The sequence below is a fragment of the Ideonella azotifigens genome (assembly GCF_021043325.1).
Lineage (GTDB): Bacteria > Pseudomonadota > Gammaproteobacteria > Burkholderiales > Burkholderiaceae_C > Ideonella > Ideonella azotifigens.
The window spans coordinates 51423-67857 of record NZ_JAJNKD010000005.1; the positions used below are offsets into that span (position 1 = coordinate 51423).

The window sequence follows — 16435 nt, forward strand, 5'->3', positions numbered from 1 at the left end:
CCGGCGAGGTAGTCTCTCGCCATGGACTCGCTGATCGCCGCCTCGGCGCGCGCCCTGGCTGCCGGTGACGCGCTTGGCGCCCTCAAGCACGTGGCGCTGCGCGACGACCCGCCGGCGCTGGCGCTGCGTGGCATTGCCATGGCTCAGCTCGGCGAGCACCCGCGTGCCCGCGAGTTGCTGCGTCGCGCGGCCAGAGGTTTTGGCACGCACGAGGCGCTGGCGCATGCGCGTTGTGTGGTGGCCGATGCCGAGGTGGCGCTGGCGATGCGCGAGCTGGGCGGTTCGCCGCGTGCGCTGGCCGCCGCAGCCGCCACGCTGGAAGCGCGGGCTGACCGGGCCAACGCGCTGCAGGCGCGGCTGATCGCCGTGCGCCGGTTGCTGTTGCTCGGCCGGCTGGGCCAGGCCTCGGCGGCGCTGGCCTTGCTCGACGCAAGCGGCGGCCCGCCGGCCCTGGTCGCACTGGCCGAATTGACGGCTGCCGAGCTGGCGCTGCGTTCGCTGCGCGTCGCACCGGCCCAGGCCGCCTTGGCCCGCGCGCATGAGGCGGCCCTTCAGGCCCGTGTGCCTGCGCTGCTGGCCGAGGTGGTGGAGGCCAGGGCGGCGCTGGAACGGCCTGCCGCGCGGCGTCTTCTCGCGGGCCACGAGCAGCCCTTGCGACTGGACGAGGTTGCCGTGCTGCTGGCCTCCGGAGCGCTGGTGGTGGATGCTTGCCACCGCGGTCTGCGCGCCGGTGACACATGGTTGCCGCTGGCACGCCGGCCGGTGCTGTTCGCACTGGCCCGCGCACTGGCCGAGGCCTGGCCGGGGGATGTGGACAGGGAAGCGCTGATCGCCCAGGCCTTCCGCCTGCACGCGCCCGACGAAACCCATCGCGCCCGCCTGCGCGTCGAGATCGGCCGGCTGCGCGCGCTGGCCGCCCCTCTGGCGCAGGTCGAGGCCACCGCGCGCGGCTTTGTGCTGCAGCCGCGCAGCGGGCGCGCCGTGGCCGTGCTGGCTCCGCCCATCGACGGTGAACAGGGCGCGCTGGTGGCCTTGCTGTCCGACGGTGCGCCCTGGTCCACCTCGGCCCTCTCGCTCGCGCTGGGTGCCAGCCAGCGCACCGTGCAGCGCGCGCTGGCCGAGCTGGAAGCGGCGGGGCGGGTGAGGTCGATTGGCCGGGCCCGCGCGCAGCGCTGGCTGGCGCCGCCGCTGGCCGGATTCACGACGATCTTGTTACTCCCCACCGCGCTGCCGCCTGAGTAGAGTGACTTCCATGGCGCCGGAACCGCGGCGCTTCAAGGAGCAAAGCGATGAGCCAGGACACCCTCACCCAAGCCGCTGCCACCCCCACCACAGTGGCCGTGCAGCCCGCCGAGATCGTGCGCGAATACGGGCCCTTCCCGGGTGCGGACCGCGTCGGCGGCGTGACCCATGATGGCCGGCAGGTGTGGGCCGCCACCGGCCCCCGGCTGCTGGCCTTCGACCCCGCAGGCGGCGAGCCCACCCGCACGCTGGAACTGCCAGCCGATGCCGGCACCGCGTTCGACGGCAAGCACCTCTACCAGATTGCCGAGTCCCGCATCGACAAGATCGACCCCGCCACCGGCCAGGTCGTCGCGTCCATCCCCGCGCCCGGCAAGGGCGGCGACTCCGGCCTCACCTGGGCCGAAGGCAGCCTGTGGGTGGGCCAGTACCGTGACCGCAAGATCCACCAGATCGACCCCGCCACCGGCGCCATCCGCCGCACCATCGAATCCAACCGCTTTGTCACCGGCGTGACCTGGGTGGACGGCGACATGTGGCACGGCACCTGGGAAGGCGACGAGAGCGAATTGCGCCGCATCGACCCGCAAAACGGCGCCGTGCTGGAACGGCTGGAAATGCCACCGGGCACGGCCGTCAGCGGCCTGGAATCCGACGGGGCGGATCTGTTCTATTGCGGCGGTGGCGGCAGCGGCAAGGTCCGCGCCGTGCGGCGCCCGAAACGTGTCGTCGCCTGAACGCGCCGCGGCGCGCCCGGGTTCACTTGTTCAGGAACGCCACCAGCTTGGGCACGACCTGGTCGGTGGCCTCTTCCATCAGCCAGTGGCCCGAGTTCGGCACGATCACGCCTTCGACATTGGTGTTGACCAGCCTGGCCTGGGTGATCAGCGTCTGGCCGGAGGCCTTCTCGCCGGTCAGCACCAGCATCGGCATCGTCAGCGGGGTCTTGGCGAACTGCGCGAAGTCGACCGCGTCCTGCGCGAAGGCGTGGAACACCTCGAAGCCGGCGCGCATGCGGCCGGGCTTGCCGTAGGCCTTGGCGTAGAACACGCGGTCCGCCTCGGGGATCGAGTGCGCCGGATCCGCCGCGAAGTCGTTCCAGAAGTGCTCGAAGTAGATGCGTTCGCGGCCTTCCACCAGCGCCAGCGGCGTCTTGCCGTAGAAGTGGAAGTGCCACAGGTCGCGCAGCAGCCAGACGGATTGCCAGTCGCCCACGCCCGGCAGGAAGGCATCCATCAGCGCGATGCGGTCGACCTCGTTCGGATACTGGGCAGCGTAGGCATAGGCCACCATCAGGCCAATGTCGTGGCCGACGATGCGCACGCGGCCCAGCTTCAGCGTTTCGGCCAGGCCGTGAATGTCGCGTGCCATCTGGGCCTTGGTGTAGTCTGTCTCCGGCATGCTGGATTCGCCGAAGCCGCGCAGGTCCGGCGCGATCACCAGGTGGTTCTTCTGCAGCGCCTTGATCAGCGGCAGCCACATGTGGCTGGTCTCGGCATAGCCATGCATGAGGATGATGGGGTCGCCCGAACCCGCGACCAGGTAGTGCAGCCTGACGCCATTGACCTCGGCGAATTTGCTCTGTGGCGCCTGTGCAAGTGCGGGCGATGCGGCGGCCATCGACAACACAGCGGCCAGGATGGCGAAGACGCTGCGGACCCTGGATGCGATGCCGGAGAACTCGCGGCCGGGCTGGCCTGGCATGCCTGGATGGCGGTTCGTGATGCTTGTCATGGAAAGACCTTTGCGGTGGACATTGCGGATTTGCGAGGGTCCATGTTGCGCAAGGCACCGGCCCTTGGCATCTCGCGTTCGCGAGGGACAACTGCGGCTCTGTCCAGGCATGAAAAGCTCGGCCGAAAGGGGCAGGGCCTGTTCAGCGTTGCCTTAAAGTCGCCGCAGCACCGGGTGCCCACCAATGCCGCGAAACACCGCTTCCGAAGACCTGCCCGCGCCGCACGGCGAGGCGCCTGCCCACCAGGACCCTGCGCTGCTGCGCCGGCTGCTGCGTGCGAAGGACCGCATGGATGCCGCTTCGCACGAGGCCTGGCCGGTGCAGCGGCTGGCGGAGGTGAGCGGGGTGTCCGAGGCGCACTTCGCGCGCTCGTTCAAGCAGGCCTTCGGCCTGCCACCGCACCGCTACCTGCTGACGCGGCGCATCGAGCGCGCCACCGCGCTGCTGCGCGACACCGATTGGCCCGTCACCGAGATTGCGTTCCACACCGGCTGGGAAAGCCTGGGCACGTTTGGCCGCACCTTCCGGGACATCACCGGCGAAACGCCGAGCACGGTGCGGGCACGCGCACGGGCGGCGGGGCATGACCTCGGTCGCGTGCCGGCCTGCGTCCTGAGCGCCGCGCACCGGCCCGATCTGACGATGGCAGTTTCGGAGAAGCGGCGCCGCGGGGCCGGCGGTACAAAAGCGCCTGGCAACCAGGAGCTTTGAAATGAACCCAGGCATTGATGTGGTCGGCGTGTACGTGCGCGACCAGGACGAAGCGCTCGCCTTCTACGTCGAGAAACTCGGCTTTCGCGTGCAGGCAGACGTTGGCAATGGCGACTACCGCTGGCTCACCGTGCAGCACCCGGAGCAGCCCGGCTTCCAGCTCGGGCTGTTCAAGCCCGGCCCGCCGGTGCACGACGCCGCCACGGCGCAGACGCTGAATGCGATGGTCGCCAAAGGCGCGATGCCGCCGCTGGTGCTGCGCGTGGCCAACTGCCGCGCCGCCTACGACCGGCTGCTTGGCCTGGGCGTGGAGTTCACACAGGAACCCACGGACCGCTACGGCACCGTGGACGCCGGCTTCCGCGACCCGTCGGGCAACGGCTGGAAGATGATCCAGATGCGCGGCTGAGCTTGGCTCAAGGCGCGCCCGGCGTGCCGACCACGCCGACCACGAACTTCAGGAAGGCCTGCACCTTGGCCGGCACCTGGTGGCGGGACGGGTGGATCGCGTGCAGCGGAAAGCGCTCGTCCGGCCAGTCGGGGAACAGCTCGACCAGCTGGCCCTGCGCCAGCAGCGCCTGTGTGCCGAAGTCCATCACCTGGGCAATGCCGTAGCCGGCCAGGCAGGTGCTGAGCAGCGTGCCGGCATCGTTGACGATCAGCCGGCCATCGGTGGGCACCACCAGCCGGCGGCGCTTGCGGTGGAACTCCCAGGCGAAGGCGCGGCCGGTGGCGGCGTCGCGGAAGTCGATGCAGGCGTGGCCGTCGGCCGCGATGGCCTGAGGCGTGGCCGGGCGGCCGCGGCGCGCCAGGTAGGCGGGCGCGGCGACGGTCAGGATGCGCGTGTCCAGCAGCTTGCGGGCAACCAGCGTGGACGAGGGCAGGTGGCCGAAGCGCACCGCCAGGTCGAAGCCGTCGGCCACCATCTCGCCCAGCTGGTCGCGGGTCACCAGGTCCAGCGTCAGCTCGGGGTGCAAGTTCAAGAACTCGCCCAGGCGCGGGCCCAGCGCCATGCGCGAGAAGAACGGGTCCAGCTGCACCCGCAGGCGGCCCCGAACGGCAGTGGCACCGGCCGCCGCCGTGTTGGCCGCGTCTTCCAGGCCGGCCAACAGTGGCAGCACCTGCGCGTGGAAACGCCGCCCTTCGTCGGTGAGGCTGACCACGCGGGTGGTGCGGTCGAACAGGCGGATGCCCAGCCGCTTCTCCAGCCGGGCCACGGCGCGGCTCACGCCGGGCTGCGACATGGCCAACTGCTCGGCCGCCGCCCCGAAGCTGCCGGCGTCGGCAATCGCCATGAACACGCCCATGCCGCCGAGCAGCCGTTCGTCAAAACCTGGCATTCATGCCTCTGTGTCATCAGTGTTGTGCCATCCATGCTATCGGTGAACGAGCGGTTTCTCCACAGAATCCGGCAGACGCGGCGATGGGCCGCGGGTTTTCTGGAGAGTGAGCATGTGGGCATTGACGGGAATCACGGGGCAGGTCGGTGGCGCTTTGGCGCGCAGCCTGCTGGCGCAGGAGCGGCTGGTGCGGGCCCAGGTGCGGGCAATCGTGCGGGACACGGCGAAGGCAGCGACCTGGGCCGCGCGAGGCTGCGAGCTGGCGCAGGCGGACATGACAGACGCGGCGGCGATGACCGCGGCTTTTCACGGCTGCGAGGGCGTGTTCATCCTGCTGCCGCCCAACTTCGATCCGTCGCCCGGCTTCCCCGAGTCGCGTGCGGTGATCGCCGCCGTGCGCGAAGCGCTGCTGGCGGCACGGCCCAAGCGCGTGGTCGTGCTGTCCACCGTGGGCGCGCAGGCAGTGCAGCAAAGCCTGCTGAGCCAGCTCGGCCTGCTGGAACAGGCGCTGGCGGATGTGCCGCTGCCCATCACCTTCCTGCGGCCTGCCTGGTTCATCGAGAACCTGCAATGGGACATTGCCGCCGTCCGCGCGAGTGGCGAGCTGCCGGCCTTCCTGCAGCCGCTGGACCGGCGCATCCCGATGGTCGCCACCGAAGACGTGGGGCGCGCCGCGGCCGAACTGCTGCTGGAGGACTGGGACGGCCACCGCGTGGTCGAGCTGGCCGGGCCGGCGGACGTGTCGCCGCAGGACATGGCCCAGGCGCTGGCGCGGCGCCTTGGGCGGCCGGTGCAGGCGGTGGCGGTGCCGCGCGGTGAATGGGAGGCCCGCTTCCGCGCGCAGGGCATGCAGCACCCGCTGCCACGCATGCAGATGCTGGATGGTTTCAATGCCGGCTGGCTGACGTTCGAGCGCACGCCGCGGCGCGGCTTGCTCGGGCTGGAACAGGTGATCGAGCAGTTGCTGCGGCGCGCATAGACTGGACTGCGCCATCCACTGTCGATCTCCGAAACGCTGAGAGGGTGTCGTCCCGGACACCGGCGAAAGACGCTCCAGCGCTCAGCCGAAGCGCACTGCGTAGACCGGTGGCAGCCGGGCCGGCAGGGCCGCCCATTGGTCGCCGCTGTCGTGGCTGGCCCACAGGCCGCCGGTGGTGCTGCCCATCAGCAGGCCCTGGCCGCGGCTGTCCACCGCCAGGCCGTGCCGGTACATCAGGTCGTAGCAGTCCTGCTGCGGCAGGCCGGCGCGCAGCGTCTCGAAGCTGGCACCACCGTCGCGGGTGCGGTTGACCACCAGCGCGCCGTTCACCGGCACGCGGCACTGGTCCTTCACGGCAGGGACGAACCAGGCGGTCTGCGGGTCCAGCGGGTGCGCCGCCACGGCGAAGCCGAACACCGACAGCGGCGCGGTGATTTCGGTCCACTGCGTGCCGCCGTTGGTCGAGCGGAAGATGCCGTTGTGGTGCTGGCACCAGAGCACGTCCGGCGCGGCCGCGCAGCGCACGATGGCGTGCGGGTCCTGCACCTCGGGGTTGAAAGCCTGGTCCGGCGGCATGAAGTCCGCGCGCATGCCGTGGGCCGCCTGGCGCCAGGAGGCACCGTCGTCCTGCGTGAGCCACGCGCCGGCGCAACTCACGCCCACCAGCAGCGTGCCGCCGGGCTGCGGGCAGATCGAATGGATGCCGGGCTGGTCATAGCCGCCGCCGGTCCAGGATGGGCGCTCGGGGCGCTGCCACAAGGCCTGCTCCAGCTGCCAGCTGGCGCCGCCATCGCCGGAGCGGAAAAGAGCGCCGGGCAGGGTGCCGGCGAAGATGGATGCGCCAGCCCGTTCGAGCGACCAGACCATCGTCACCTTCCACGGCGGGCCCTCGGCGTCGCTGGGTTGGGCCGGCAGGCTGGGCGCGTCCACTTCGTGCCAGCTCGCGCCTGCGTCATCCGAGCGGTGCAGCTTGACGCCGAAGTGGCCCAGGTGCAGGGCGGCCAGCATGTGGCCCGAGGCGTCCGGCGGCAACACGTTGCTCACCGGGTCGCCAACGAAGCTGGCGCGCTCCACCGCCCAGGCACCTGCCCGAAGCCGGAGTTCGAACAAGCCTTTGCGGGTGGCCACCCAGGCACGATCATCCATGTCTTGTGCTCCTTGCGAGGCGGGCCAGCGCCGCCGGTCAACCGCCCGTCAGGGCTTGCAACACGTAGACCCGGTCGGCCGGGGCCAGCGGGTCGCTCAAGCCAATGCGGTCCTGCGCCCGCCGGTCCTCGATGAAGATCACCACATGCTGGCGCAAGTGGCCCTGCTCGTCCAGGATGTACGGGCGCAGTCGGGCGTTGCGCTCGAAAGCGGCCGCCAGCGCCTCGCCCAGCGTGGCCGCGGGCGTGTCGAACTCCGGCGTTTCAGTGAAACGCTGCAGTTGCGAGGTGAAGGCGATGTGGGCCACGGCGAAATGATGCCGCAAGCACGCCGCTCTGGCGCCAGGAGATGCCCTTGGCGCCGCGAGCGACTTTGCCGTCGGTGTACAAGGCACGCACCTTTTCCTCAACCCAAGGTCCTGCCATGACTCAGTCCGCTGCGCGCGTCAGCCCCACCGTCACCACGCTGGAGATCGATCCCGAGCTGTGGTGCCTGTTCGATCAGTACGTGCACGGCGACATTGACCGGCGGGGCTTCCTGGACCGGGCCACCCGCTTTGCCACGGCTGCCGGCACCACCTCGCTCGGCCTGCTGGCCGCCTTGAGCCCGGACTTTGCGCGGGCGCAGAAGGTTCCGCCCACGGACGCACGGATCAAGACCGAATCGGTCGAGTTCGCGTCGCCCGCCGGCTACGGCAAGGTGCGCGCCTACGTGGCCCGGCCGGCGCAGGCCAGCGGGCCGCTGCCGGTCGTGTTGGTCGTGCACGAGAACCGCGGGCTGAACCCGCACATCGAGGACATCGCGCGCCGGCTGGCATTGGAGAACTTCATCGCCATCGCGCCGGACGCACTGTTCACGCTGGGCGGCTACCCCGGCGATGAAGACAAGGCGCGCGACCTGTTCGGCAAGCTGGACCAGGCCAAGACCCGCGAGGACTTCCTGGCCGCTGCAGCCTATGCCCGCACGCTGCCGGGCAACAACGGCAAGCTCGGCGCCATCGGCTTCTGCTACGGCGGCGGCATGGTCAACTTCCTCGCAGCTCGCGTGCCCGAACTGCGGGCCGGTGCACCTTTCTACGGCGCGCCGCCGCCGGCCGAGGAAGTTGGCCGCATCAAGGCCGAACTGGTGCTGGCCTACGCCGACAACGACGAACGCATCAACGCCGCCTGGCCGGCCTACGAGGCCGGCCTGAAGACGGCGGGCGTGAAGTACGAAGCCTTCAAGTACGCCGGCACCCAGCACGGCTTCAACAACGACACCACGCCGCGCTTCGACGCCGCCGCCGCGCAGCAGGCCTGGGGCAGGGCGCTGGCGTTGTTCAACCGCACGTTGCGCTGAACCTGCCGAGACCGATGTTGGCGATGGTGCAACGACCTGGATGCAGTTTGTGATGAAGATTGAGGCAGTTCTTTTCGACATGGATGGCACCCTGGTCGACAGCGAAGGCACACACCACCGCGCGCTGTCCGACGTGCTGGACGGCCTGGGCTTGGCCAAGCCGGCCGGCTTCGACGCCGCGATGACCGGCCAGTCGCTGCGCGCGGTCTATGAGCACTTGGTGGCAGAGGCTGGTTTGCCGCTGAGCTACGCTGAACTCGCCACGGCCAAGTACCGCGCTTTCCTGGACCGCATTGGCGAGCTGCATTGGCGGCCCGGCGCGCAGCAGGCGCTGGCCGCGGTGGCCGAGGCCGGTTGCGCTTTTGCGGTGGTCACCAACTCCGACCGCATGCTGCTGGACGCCAGCCTGAAGGTGCTCGGCCTGACTCGGCCGGACCTGATCACCGTTTCGCGCAACGACGTGCGCGAAGGCAAGCCACAGCCCGAGCCCTACCTGCGCGCGGCCTGGCTGCTGAGCCTCACGCCCGCCCAATGCCTGGTGGTGGAAGACAGCCAGGCCGGCGCAACTGCGGGCCTGGCTGCCGGCATGACGGTGATCGGCTGGCCCGAGGCCAGTCGACCCGACATGAGCTTTGGCGCTGGTGCCCTGGTGGCGCCGCCGCACGACCTCGCCAGGCTGTTGGCCGGGCTGCTTTGATGGCCGGCGGCTTGCGCCGCCGGCCGCGGGCGCTTCAGGCCCGCTCAGTGCTCAGGGGGCTGCGTCAGAGGCAGCAGACCAGGTGCTGCAGGCAGCAGGCCAGGTCGCCGCAGCAGGCGTTGGCTGCGAGGGCGACGGTGGACAGGGTGGCCAGCGCAATGGCGGCCGAGAGCTTGAGGAAACGGGATTTCATGGTTTGCATCCTTGATGTTGAAAACTTTGTTCAGATGAGCAGAGTCTTCAGATTCGGTGGACGCCAAACGTCGCGGATCATGCCTTCGGGCGAAGGCGCCAAGTTTGCAGGCGCGGCGCGCGCAGCAGTGGCAGCACGCAACGGCGCGGTCGCCGGAGTGGGCAGCGCGGCCGGGACCTGGCAGGTCTGGCAGCCCATGTCGACGCAGTGGCCCGCGCCCTTGCAATCTTCCAGGCAACAGCCACGGTAGACCGCGGCCACGGCCATGCTGGACTGGGCCATGAACAGGCAGCCCAGCAGCAAGGCGAAGATCGCGAAATGCTTGCGCATGGGGCCGACTGTAAGCGAGCCGAGGCGGCGCGGGCCGGGAGGGCTCAATCCGGCAGGAACAGCAGGTCCACCACCCGGCGCAGCAGCGGCACCAGTTGCTGCCGATCCAGTGCCGGGCCGATGCCTTCCCGGAACAGCCGACCTTCAGCCAGCGAGGCGACGATCTCCACCCGCAGCGCGGCCTGGGCTTGGCTGAGCGCAGGCTGCTGGCTGCGCATGGTGGCCACCGCGCGTGCGTGCAACTTCAGGTCGGCCGCTTTCACCAGTTCGGCCACGGCCGGGTTGCGGGCGCTTTCGGCCTGGATCTCCAGCAGCAGCGCGCGTTCTCCCGCCAGCGCGTAGGCGTCCAGCGTGCCGGGAGGCGGCGTGGGCGCGCCGGGTGGGCGGGGTGCCGGTGTGTCGGCCGCCAGTGATTCGGCCAGGGCCTGGGCGGTGGGCGCGGCGTCTATCCAGGCCAGGCGGGCAGCAACGATCTGTTCAACCAGGAAACCGATGATGGCTTCCTTGCTGGGGAAGTAGCGGTAGATCTGGCCCACGCTCATGCCAGCCTCTTCTGCCACCTGGGCCATGCTGGCGCGGTGGAAGCCGGTGCGCAGCACGCAGCGCGCCAGCGCGTTGGCAATCTGCAGGCGGCGCAGTTCGTCCCGCTCGGCCTTGGCGAGGCGGGCCGGCGAAGCGGCGGGCGAATCAGCGGAAGGGTTCACGTTTCTTTGCACGGCGCGGTGGGTTCAGCAGCACACAGGTTCATAGAATAAATGAGAATGAACGTTCACACTCACACGTCACCATGAACTTTACCTGCCACCTCCGCCGTCCCGGCTCGCGTCCGGCCTTGTTGATCGTTGCCGCCGCTTCGTCGGTCGTCGTCGCGCTGGCGGGCTGCTCGCCGGCTGCCCAGGCACCGGCTGCACGGCCGCCGGTGGAAGTGGGCGTGGTGACGCTGAAGCCCGAAGCGCTGGCGCTGCAGACGGAGCTGCCCGGCCGCGTGCGTGCCGCCAACAGCGCCGAGGTGCGGCCCCAGGTGGGCGGCGTATTGCGCGCCAGGTTGTTCGAGGAAGGCAGCGTGGTGAAGGCGGGCCAGGTGCTCTACCGCATCGAGCCGGCCACCTACCAGGCGGCGGTGGACCAGGCGCAGGCCGCGCTGGTGAACGCCGAAGCCAGCGTGGGCGCGGCCAGGCTGAAGGCCGAGCGCTATGCCGCGCTGGTGAAGATCAACGGCATTGCCCAGCAGGACGCGGATGACGCGCAGGTCAGCTACCAGCAGGCGCTGGCCTCGGTGGCCGAGAAGAAGGCGGCGCTGGCCAGCGCCCGCATCGACCTGGCGCACACCGAGGTGACCGCGCCCATCAGTGGCCGCATCGGCATCTCCAGCGTCACGCCGGGCGCGTTGCTCACGGCCAGCCAGACGACTGCGCTGGCCACCATCCGCGGGCTGGACAAGGTGGACGTGGACCTGACGCAGTCCAGTGCCGAGCTGTTGAAGCTGCGCCGCTTGCTGGCCGGCGCGACGATGAAGGCCGGCAGCACCGCCGTCAACCTGAAGCTGGAAGACGGCAGCGCCTACGCGCAGGCCGGCACGTTGAAGCTGCAGGAAGTGGCGGTGGACGAAGCCACCGGTTCGGTCACGCTGCGCGCCTCTTTCCCCAACCCCGAAGGCCTGCTGCTGCCCGGCATGTACGTGCGCGCGGTGCTGGCCCAGGCGCAGGACAGTGCGGCGCTGCTCGCGCCGCAGCAAGGCGTGACCCGAGACCCCAAGGGCAATGCCACCGCGCTGGTCGTCAACAGCGCCAACAAGGTCGAGCAGCGCACGCTGACCACGGACCGCGCGATTGGCGACCGCTGGCTGGTCGGCAGCGGCCTGGCCGCCGGCGAACGGCTGGTGGTGGAGGGCAGCGACAAGGTCAAGGCCGGTGACACGGTGAAGCCGGTCGCGGTCGAACTCGGCGCCAAGCCAGCGGCGACCGCCGAAGCCGCGGCCTCTGCCGTGAAGGGAGGCTGAGATGCTGGCCCGCTTCTTCGTTCACCGGCCCATCTTCGCGTGGGTCATCGCCATCGTCATCATGCTGGCGGGCGGCGCGGCCATCACTTCGCTGCCGGTCGCGCAGTATCCGAACATCGCGCCGCCCACGGTGCGCATCTCGGCCACCTACACGGGTGCTTCCGCCGAGACGGTGGAGAACAGCGTCACGCAGATCCTGGAGCAGCAGCTCACCGGGCTGGACGGGCTGCTGTACTTCTCGTCGTCGAGCTCGTCGTCCGGCTCGGCCAGCATCAGCGTGACCTTCGAGGAAGGCACGAATGCCGACACCGCGCAGGTGCAGGTGCAGAACAAGGTGCAGCAGGCGCTGACCCGGCTGCCCCAGTCGGTGCAGACGCAGGGCGTGACGGTCACCAAGTCGCAGAGCGACTTCCTGATGATCGTGGCGCTCTACGACCAGACCGACAAGACCACCGCGACCGACATCGCCGACTACCTGGTGAGCAACCTGCAGGACCCGATCGCTCGTGTGGACGGCGTGGGTGGCGTGCAGGTCTTCGGCTCGCAGTACGCGATGCGCATCTGGCTGGACCCGGCCAAGCTGGCCTCGTTTGCGCTGATGCCGTCTGACGTGGCGTCCGCCATCGAGGCGCAGAACACCCAGGTCTCGGCCGGCAAGATCGGCGCGTTGCCGGCCGCCGCCGAGCAGCAGCTCAATGCAACCGTGACCGCGCAGTCCAAGCTGCAGACGCCCGAGCAGTTCCGCCAGATCGTCATCAAGCACGACAGCACGGGCGCCGCGGTGCGCCTGAGCCAGGTCGCGCGCATCGAGATCGGCAGCGAAAGTTACGACAACGTGACCCGGCTCAACGGCCACCCGGCTTCGGGCCTGGCCGTTCAACTGGCGCCAGGCGCCAATGCACTCTCCACCGCAACGCGTGTGCGCGACACGGTCTCGCAACTCCAGCACGGCATGCCCGACGGCTACCAGGTCGCCTACCCCAAGGACAGCACCAAGTTCATCAAGATCTCCATCGAGGAGGTCGTGAAGACGCTGTTCGAGGCCATCGCGCTGGTGGTGGTCGTGATGTTCGTGTTCCTGCAGAACTGGCGCGCCACGCTGATTCCGGCGCTGGCGGTGCCTGTCGTGCTGCTGGGCACCTTCGGCGTGCTGGAGGTGTTCGGCTACTCGATCAACACGCTGACCATGTTCGCGATGGTGCTGTCCATCGGCCTGCTGGTGGACGACGCCATCGTGGTGGTGGAAAACGTCGAGCGCGTGATGCGCGAGGAAGGCCTGTCGCCTCGCGAGGCCACGCTGAAGTCCATGGGCGAGATCACCGGCGCGCTGGTGGGCATTGCCACCGTGCTGTCGGCCGTGTTCCTGCCGATGGCATTCTTTGCCGGCTCCACCGGCGTGATCTACCGCCAGTTCTCGCTGACCATTGTCGCCTCCATGGTGCTGTCGGTGGTGGTCGCGTTGACGCTCACACCGGCTTTGTGCGCGACGCTGCTGCAACCCCACCACGGCCCGGCCGCCACGCGCGGTTTTGCCGGCTGGTTCAACCGCAATTTCGATTCGCTGATGCAGCGCTACGACGGCCGCGTGGCCCGCGTGCTGGTGCGCCCGCTGCGCTGGCTGCTGGGCTACGGCGCCATCGTCGCGGTGCTGGCGTTGCTGTTCCTGCGCCTGCCCACCGGCTTCCTGCCGCAGGAAGACCAGGGCGAGGCCATGGTGCAGTACAGCCTGCCGGTGGGCGCCTCGGTGGCGCGCACGATGGAGGTGGCCAAGCAGGTCGAGAACCACTTCCTGAAGGACGAGGAGGACAACACCGAAGCCATCTTCACGATTGCCGGTTTCAACTTCAACGGCAGCGGCCAGAACGCAGGCATGGCCTTTGTCGCGCTGAAGGACTGGAGCCAGCGCAGCGGCACGGCCAACCGTGCGGATTCGATCTCCGGCCGCGCCACGCAAGCGCTGTCCACCGTGCGGGACGCGCGCGTCTTCGCGCTGAACCCTCCTGCCATCCAGGGCCTGGGCCAGTCCAACGGCTTCGAGTTCCAGCTGCAGGCTGCCGCCGGCACCACGCGCGCCCAGCTGAAGGACCTGCGCGGCCAGTTGCTGGCCAATGCCGGCAAGGACAGCCAGCTCAGCGCCGTGCGCGCCGGCAGCATGGAAGACACGCCGCAGCTGAAGGTGCAGGTGGACAACGAGAAGGCCTTTGCATTGGGCCTGTCGCTGGACGACATCAACAGCACGCTGAGCGCTGCCTGGGCCGGCGACTACGTGAACGACTTCATCGACCGCGCCCGCGTCAAGAAGGTCTACATCCAGGGCGACGCGCCGTTCCGCGCCAAGCCCGAGGACCTGGACCAGTGGTACGTGCGCAGCAGCGCCGGCACCATGACGCCGTTCTCCGCCTTCGCCACCACGCAGTGGACCTACGGGCCCGAGAGCCTCTCGCGCTACAACGGCCTGGCCTCGTACGCGATCCAGGGCTCGGCCGCAGAAGGCAAGAGCTCAGGCGTGGCGATGGACCGCATGGACACGCTGGCCAGCGAACTGCCGGCCGGCACCAACCATGCCTGGAGCGGCCTGTCCTACCAGGAGCGCCTGGCCTCGGGCCAGACGCTGAAGCTCTACACCATCTCCATCCTGGTGGTGTTCCTGTGCCTGGCCGCGCTGTACGAAAGCTGGTCGGTGCCGTTCTCGGTGCTGCTGGTGATCCCGCTGGGCGTCGTCGGTGCGGTGCTGGGCGCGACCGTGCGCGGGCTGGAGAACGACGTGTACTTCCAGGTCGCGCTGCTGACCACCATCGGCCTGTCGGCCAAGAACGCGATCCTGATCATCGAGTTCGCCCAGGCCGCCGTGGCCCGCGGCATGGACACGATGGCCGCGGCGCGGGAGGCTGCGCGGCTGCGCCTGAGGCCCATCCTGATGACCTCGCTCGCCTTCATGGCTGGCGTGCTGCCATTGGCGCTGTCCACCGGCGCAGGGGCCAACAGCCGCATCTCGATTGGCACCGGCATCATCGGCGGCACGCTCACCGCCACCGTGCTGGCCGTCTTCTTCGTGCCGCTGTTCTTCGTGCTGGTGCGCCGCCTCGGTGTGCGGCGCGGCAAGCAGGCCGCGGCCACCCCCGTGATCCAGGAGGCTTGAGCCATGCGTTCCGTTTTCTCCACTCTCGCCATCGCTTCGTTGATCGCGCTGCTCGCCGGCTGTTCCACGCTGGCGCCGACCGACGCCGCACCCACCGGCGCCGTGCCCACGCAGTGGCCCACCGGCGCGGCTTACGCGCCAGCCACAACCAGCGCTGACGCCAGCACGCTGCCCTGGCGCGACTTCGTGCAGGACTCGCGGCTGCGCCAGGTCATCGAACAGGCGCTGGCCAACAACCGCGACCTGCGCGCGGCTGCCGCCAACGTGGTCGCCGCACGCGCCAGCTACCGCGTGACCGCGGCCGCCGATCTGCCCACGCTGAACACCGGCATGAGCACCACGCGCGCCAGGTCCGCCGCAGGCAGCAATGGCAACGGCGGCACCGCCACCAGCTTCTCGCAAACCGCTTCGGCCAGCGTGGGCCTGAGCGCCTACGAGATCGACCTGTTCGGCAAGCAGGCCAGCCAGTCGCAGTCGGCCCTGGAAAGCTTCCTCGCCACCGAGGCCGGCGCTCGCGCCACCCGCATCAGCCTGATCGCCGAAACCGCGCAAGCCTGGCTCACGCTGGCCGCGGACCAGAGCTTGCTCAAGCTCGCCCAGGACACCCAGCAAAGCGCCGCCAGCTCGGTCGAAGTGACCAGGCAGCGCCAGGGCTTTGGCGTGGCCTCGGCGGTGGACGTGCGCCAGGCCGAGACCGTCTACCAGCAGGCGCGCGCTGACGTGGCCGCGCAGACGACGGCCATGGCCCAGGCCCGCAATGCCTTGCAATTGCTGGTCGGCGCACCGGTGGACGATGCATTGATCCCCGGCGCATTGGCGGACGACTCGCTGCTGGCCCAGGTGCCTGCCGGCCTGTCGTCCAGCGTGCTGCTGCAGCGGCCGGACGTGCAGCAGGCCGAGCACACGCTGCTGGGCGCGCAGGCCGACATTGGCGCCGCCCGCGCCGCGCTGCTGCCCTCGCTGTCGCTCACCACCAGCGCGGGCCTGGCCAGCGCTGCGCTGTCCAGCCTGTTCACCGGCGGCGCGGCGTCCGTCTGGTCGCTCGCGCCCAGCCTCAGCTGGAGCCTGTTCGACGGCGGCGCCGCTCGCGCCACGGTCGCCAAGACCCAGGCCCAGCGCGAAGCCGCCGTGGCCGCCTACGAAAAGGCGCTGCAGACCGGGTTCCAGGAAGTGGCCGACGCCCTGGCCCGCCGCGGCTCCGTGCAGGAACAACTCGACGCGCAAACCGCCTTGCTCGCCGCCGCCCAGGACAGCCAACGCCTGGCCGACGCCCGCTACCAGCAAGGCGTGGCGACCTACCTCGCCGCCCTCGAAGCGCAGCGCACCGCGTACAGCGCCGGCCAGTCGCTGATCAGCCTGCGGCTGGTGGAACTGGGCAATCGGGTCACGCTGTATCGGGCCCTGGGTGGTGGCTTGGCGGAACCTGCGGCCAGTGGCGCACAGGTTGCCAACAACTGATCGAAGGCGGGCCTCTACGGCCGCGACGAGTCCTCCGGGCGCCGCTGCGGCCGGAGCGGGGCCGGCCCGGCTCGTCCAATACAGTGCGGGACAAACAGCAGCAGCGTGACCCCATCACGCTTCGCGTT

The 16435-nt window shown here is 69.9% G+C and carries 17 protein-coding genes; 10 read left to right on the top strand and 7 right to left on the bottom strand.

Annotation, left to right across the window (positions count from 1 at the left end; translation table 11 throughout):
• Positions 1-21 precede the first annotated feature (21 nt).
• Positions 22-1242 carry a helix-turn-helix domain-containing protein gene (locus tag LRH25_RS12850; protein WP_231011294.1) on the top strand — a complete coding sequence of 407 codons (1221 nt, stop codon included), beginning with the start codon at positions 22-24 and terminating at the stop codon, positions 1240-1242.
• A gap of 47 nt (positions 1243-1289) precedes the next feature.
• The gene (locus LRH25_RS12855; protein ID WP_141290549.1) at positions 1290-1979 is read left to right on the top strand and encodes a Vgb family protein; all 690 of its coding nucleotides are present in this window, start codon (positions 1290-1292) and stop codon (positions 1977-1979) included.
• 22 nt (positions 1980-2001) lie between these two features.
• On the opposite strand, the gene LRH25_RS12860 is transcribed toward LRH25_RS12855, so the two are convergent.
• The gene (locus tag LRH25_RS12860; RefSeq protein ID WP_375140616.1) at positions 2002-2976 is read right to left on the bottom strand and encodes an alpha/beta fold hydrolase; all 975 of its coding nucleotides are present in this window, start codon (positions 2974-2976) and stop codon (positions 2002-2004) included.
• Positions 2977-3160: 184 nt separating this feature from the next.
• Here LRH25_RS12860 and LRH25_RS12865 point away from each other — a divergent pair, with 184 nt between their 5' ends.
• Together LRH25_RS12865 and LRH25_RS12870 are read left to right on the top strand one after the other, a co-directional pair.
• Positions 3161-3688, top strand: coding sequence for a helix-turn-helix domain-containing protein (locus LRH25_RS12865; RefSeq protein WP_141290551.1), 528 nt, complete (start codon positions 3161-3163; stop codon positions 3686-3688).
• 1 nt (position 3689) lies between these two features.
• Positions 3690-4097, top strand: coding sequence for a VOC family protein (locus LRH25_RS12870; protein WP_141290553.1), 408 nt, complete (start codon positions 3690-3692; stop codon positions 4095-4097).
• Positions 4098-4104: 7 nt separating this feature from the next.
• Here the strand turns inward: LRH25_RS12870 and LRH25_RS12875 are convergent, their stop codons facing one another.
• Positions 4105-5028 carry a LysR family transcriptional regulator gene (locus LRH25_RS12875; RefSeq protein ID WP_231011301.1) on the bottom strand — a complete coding sequence of 308 codons (924 nt, stop codon included), beginning with the start codon at positions 5026-5028 and terminating at the stop codon, positions 4105-4107.
• 112 nt (positions 5029-5140) lie between these two features.
• On the opposite strand from LRH25_RS12875, the gene LRH25_RS12880 reads away from it, so the two are divergent.
• Positions 5141-6007: an NmrA family NAD(P)-binding protein gene (locus LRH25_RS12880; protein ID WP_231011302.1), complete on the top strand. Its 867-nt coding sequence runs from the start codon at positions 5141-5143 to the stop codon at positions 6005-6007.
• An 81-nt stretch (positions 6008-6088) separates the two neighbouring features.
• Here the strand turns inward: LRH25_RS12880 and LRH25_RS12885 are convergent, their stop codons facing one another.
• Both LRH25_RS12885 and LRH25_RS12890 read right to left on the bottom strand, forming a co-directional pair.
• Positions 6089-7153, bottom strand: coding sequence for a WD40/YVTN/BNR-like repeat-containing protein (locus LRH25_RS12885; protein ID WP_141289964.1), 1065 nt, complete (start codon positions 7151-7153; stop codon positions 6089-6091).
• A 37-nt stretch (positions 7154-7190) separates the two neighbouring features.
• Positions 7191-7460 (bottom strand): MoaD/ThiS family protein, encoded by a 270-nt coding sequence (locus tag LRH25_RS12890; RefSeq protein WP_141289965.1) that lies wholly within the window; start codon positions 7458-7460, stop codon positions 7191-7193.
• Positions 7461-7576: 116 nt separating this feature from the next.
• Here LRH25_RS12890 and LRH25_RS12895 point away from each other — a divergent pair, with 116 nt between their 5' ends.
• Positions 7577-8491: a dienelactone hydrolase family protein gene (locus tag LRH25_RS12895; protein ID WP_141289966.1), complete on the top strand. Its 915-nt coding sequence runs from the start codon at positions 7577-7579 to the stop codon at positions 8489-8491.
• A 52-nt stretch (positions 8492-8543) separates the two neighbouring features.
• Positions 8544-9188, top strand: a complete 645-nt coding sequence (locus LRH25_RS12900; protein WP_170201025.1) for an HAD family hydrolase — start codon at positions 8544-8546, stop codon at positions 9186-9188.
• 64 nt (positions 9189-9252) lie between these two features.
• Here LRH25_RS12900 and LRH25_RS32790 read toward each other — a convergent pair whose 3' ends face one another.
• The 3 genes from LRH25_RS32790 to LRH25_RS12910 are packed head-to-tail and all read right to left on the bottom strand — an operon-like array spanning position 9253 to position 10415.
• A complete protein-coding gene (locus LRH25_RS32790) occupies positions 9253-9381 on the bottom strand; it encodes a hypothetical protein (protein WP_259372459.1) in 129 nt (42 codons plus the stop codon).
• 30 nt (positions 9382-9411) lie between these two features.
• On the bottom strand, positions 9412-9711 hold the full coding sequence (locus LRH25_RS12905) for a hypothetical protein (RefSeq protein ID WP_141289968.1): 300 nt from the start codon (positions 9709-9711) through the stop codon (positions 9412-9414).
• A 44-nt stretch (positions 9712-9755) separates the two neighbouring features.
• Positions 9756-10415 carry a TetR/AcrR family transcriptional regulator gene (locus tag LRH25_RS12910; RefSeq protein WP_231011303.1) on the bottom strand — a complete coding sequence of 220 codons (660 nt, stop codon included), beginning with the start codon at positions 10413-10415 and terminating at the stop codon, positions 9756-9758.
• An 83-nt stretch (positions 10416-10498) separates the two neighbouring features.
• Between LRH25_RS12910 and LRH25_RS12915 the strand changes: the two genes are divergently transcribed.
• From LRH25_RS12915 to LRH25_RS12925, 3 genes are read left to right on the top strand one after another with little or no spacing between them, the layout of a single operon-like run.
• Positions 10499-11710, top strand: a complete 1212-nt coding sequence (locus tag LRH25_RS12915) for an efflux RND transporter periplasmic adaptor subunit (protein WP_141289680.1) — start codon at positions 10499-10501, stop codon at positions 11708-11710.
• A gap of 4 nt (positions 11711-11714) precedes the next feature.
• The gene (locus LRH25_RS12920; RefSeq protein ID WP_375140604.1) at positions 11715-14849 is read left to right on the top strand and encodes an efflux RND transporter permease subunit; all 3135 of its coding nucleotides are present in this window, start codon (positions 11715-11717) and stop codon (positions 14847-14849) included.
• Positions 14850-14852: 3 nt separating this feature from the next.
• The gene (locus tag LRH25_RS12925; RefSeq protein ID WP_231011304.1) at positions 14853-16307 is read left to right on the top strand and encodes an efflux transporter outer membrane subunit; all 1455 of its coding nucleotides are present in this window, start codon (positions 14853-14855) and stop codon (positions 16305-16307) included.
• The last annotated feature ends 128 nt before the right edge of the window (positions 16308-16435 follow it).

Coding starts and splice junctions, on each gene's coding strand:
- LRH25_RS12850 (WP_231011294.1), top strand. CDS start 22: ATGGACTCGCTGATCGCCGCCTCGGCGCGCGCCCTGGCTGCCGGTGAC.
- LRH25_RS12855 (WP_141290549.1), top strand. CDS start 1,290: ATGAGCCAGGACACCCTCACCCAAGCCGCTGCCACCCCCACCACAGTG.
- LRH25_RS12860 (WP_375140616.1), bottom strand. CDS start 2,976: ATGACAAGCATCACGAACCGCCATCCAGGCATGCCAGGCCAGCCCGGC.
- LRH25_RS12865 (WP_141290551.1), top strand. CDS start 3,161: ATGCCGCGAAACACCGCTTCCGAAGACCTGCCCGCGCCGCACGGCGAG.
- LRH25_RS12870 (WP_141290553.1), top strand. CDS start 3,690: ATGAACCCAGGCATTGATGTGGTCGGCGTGTACGTGCGCGACCAGGAC.
- LRH25_RS12875 (WP_231011301.1), bottom strand. CDS start 5,028: ATGCCAGGTTTTGACGAACGGCTGCTCGGCGGCATGGGCGTGTTCATG.
- LRH25_RS12880 (WP_231011302.1), top strand. CDS start 5,141: ATGTGGGCATTGACGGGAATCACGGGGCAGGTCGGTGGCGCTTTGGCG.
- LRH25_RS12885 (WP_141289964.1), bottom strand. CDS start 7,153: ATGGATGATCGTGCCTGGGTGGCCACCCGCAAAGGCTTGTTCGAACTC.
- LRH25_RS12895 (WP_141289966.1), top strand. CDS start 7,577: ATGACTCAGTCCGCTGCGCGCGTCAGCCCCACCGTCACCACGCTGGAG.
- LRH25_RS12900 (WP_170201025.1), top strand. CDS start 8,544: ATGAAGATTGAGGCAGTTCTTTTCGACATGGATGGCACCCTGGTCGAC.
- LRH25_RS32790 (WP_259372459.1), bottom strand. CDS start 9,381: ATGAAATCCCGTTTCCTCAAGCTCTCGGCCGCCATTGCGCTGGCCACC.
- LRH25_RS12905 (WP_141289968.1), bottom strand. CDS start 9,711: ATGCGCAAGCATTTCGCGATCTTCGCCTTGCTGCTGGGCTGCCTGTTC.
- LRH25_RS12915 (WP_141289680.1), top strand. CDS start 10,499: ATGAACTTTACCTGCCACCTCCGCCGTCCCGGCTCGCGTCCGGCCTTG.
- LRH25_RS12925 (WP_231011304.1), top strand. CDS start 14,853: ATGCGTTCCGTTTTCTCCACTCTCGCCATCGCTTCGTTGATCGCGCTG.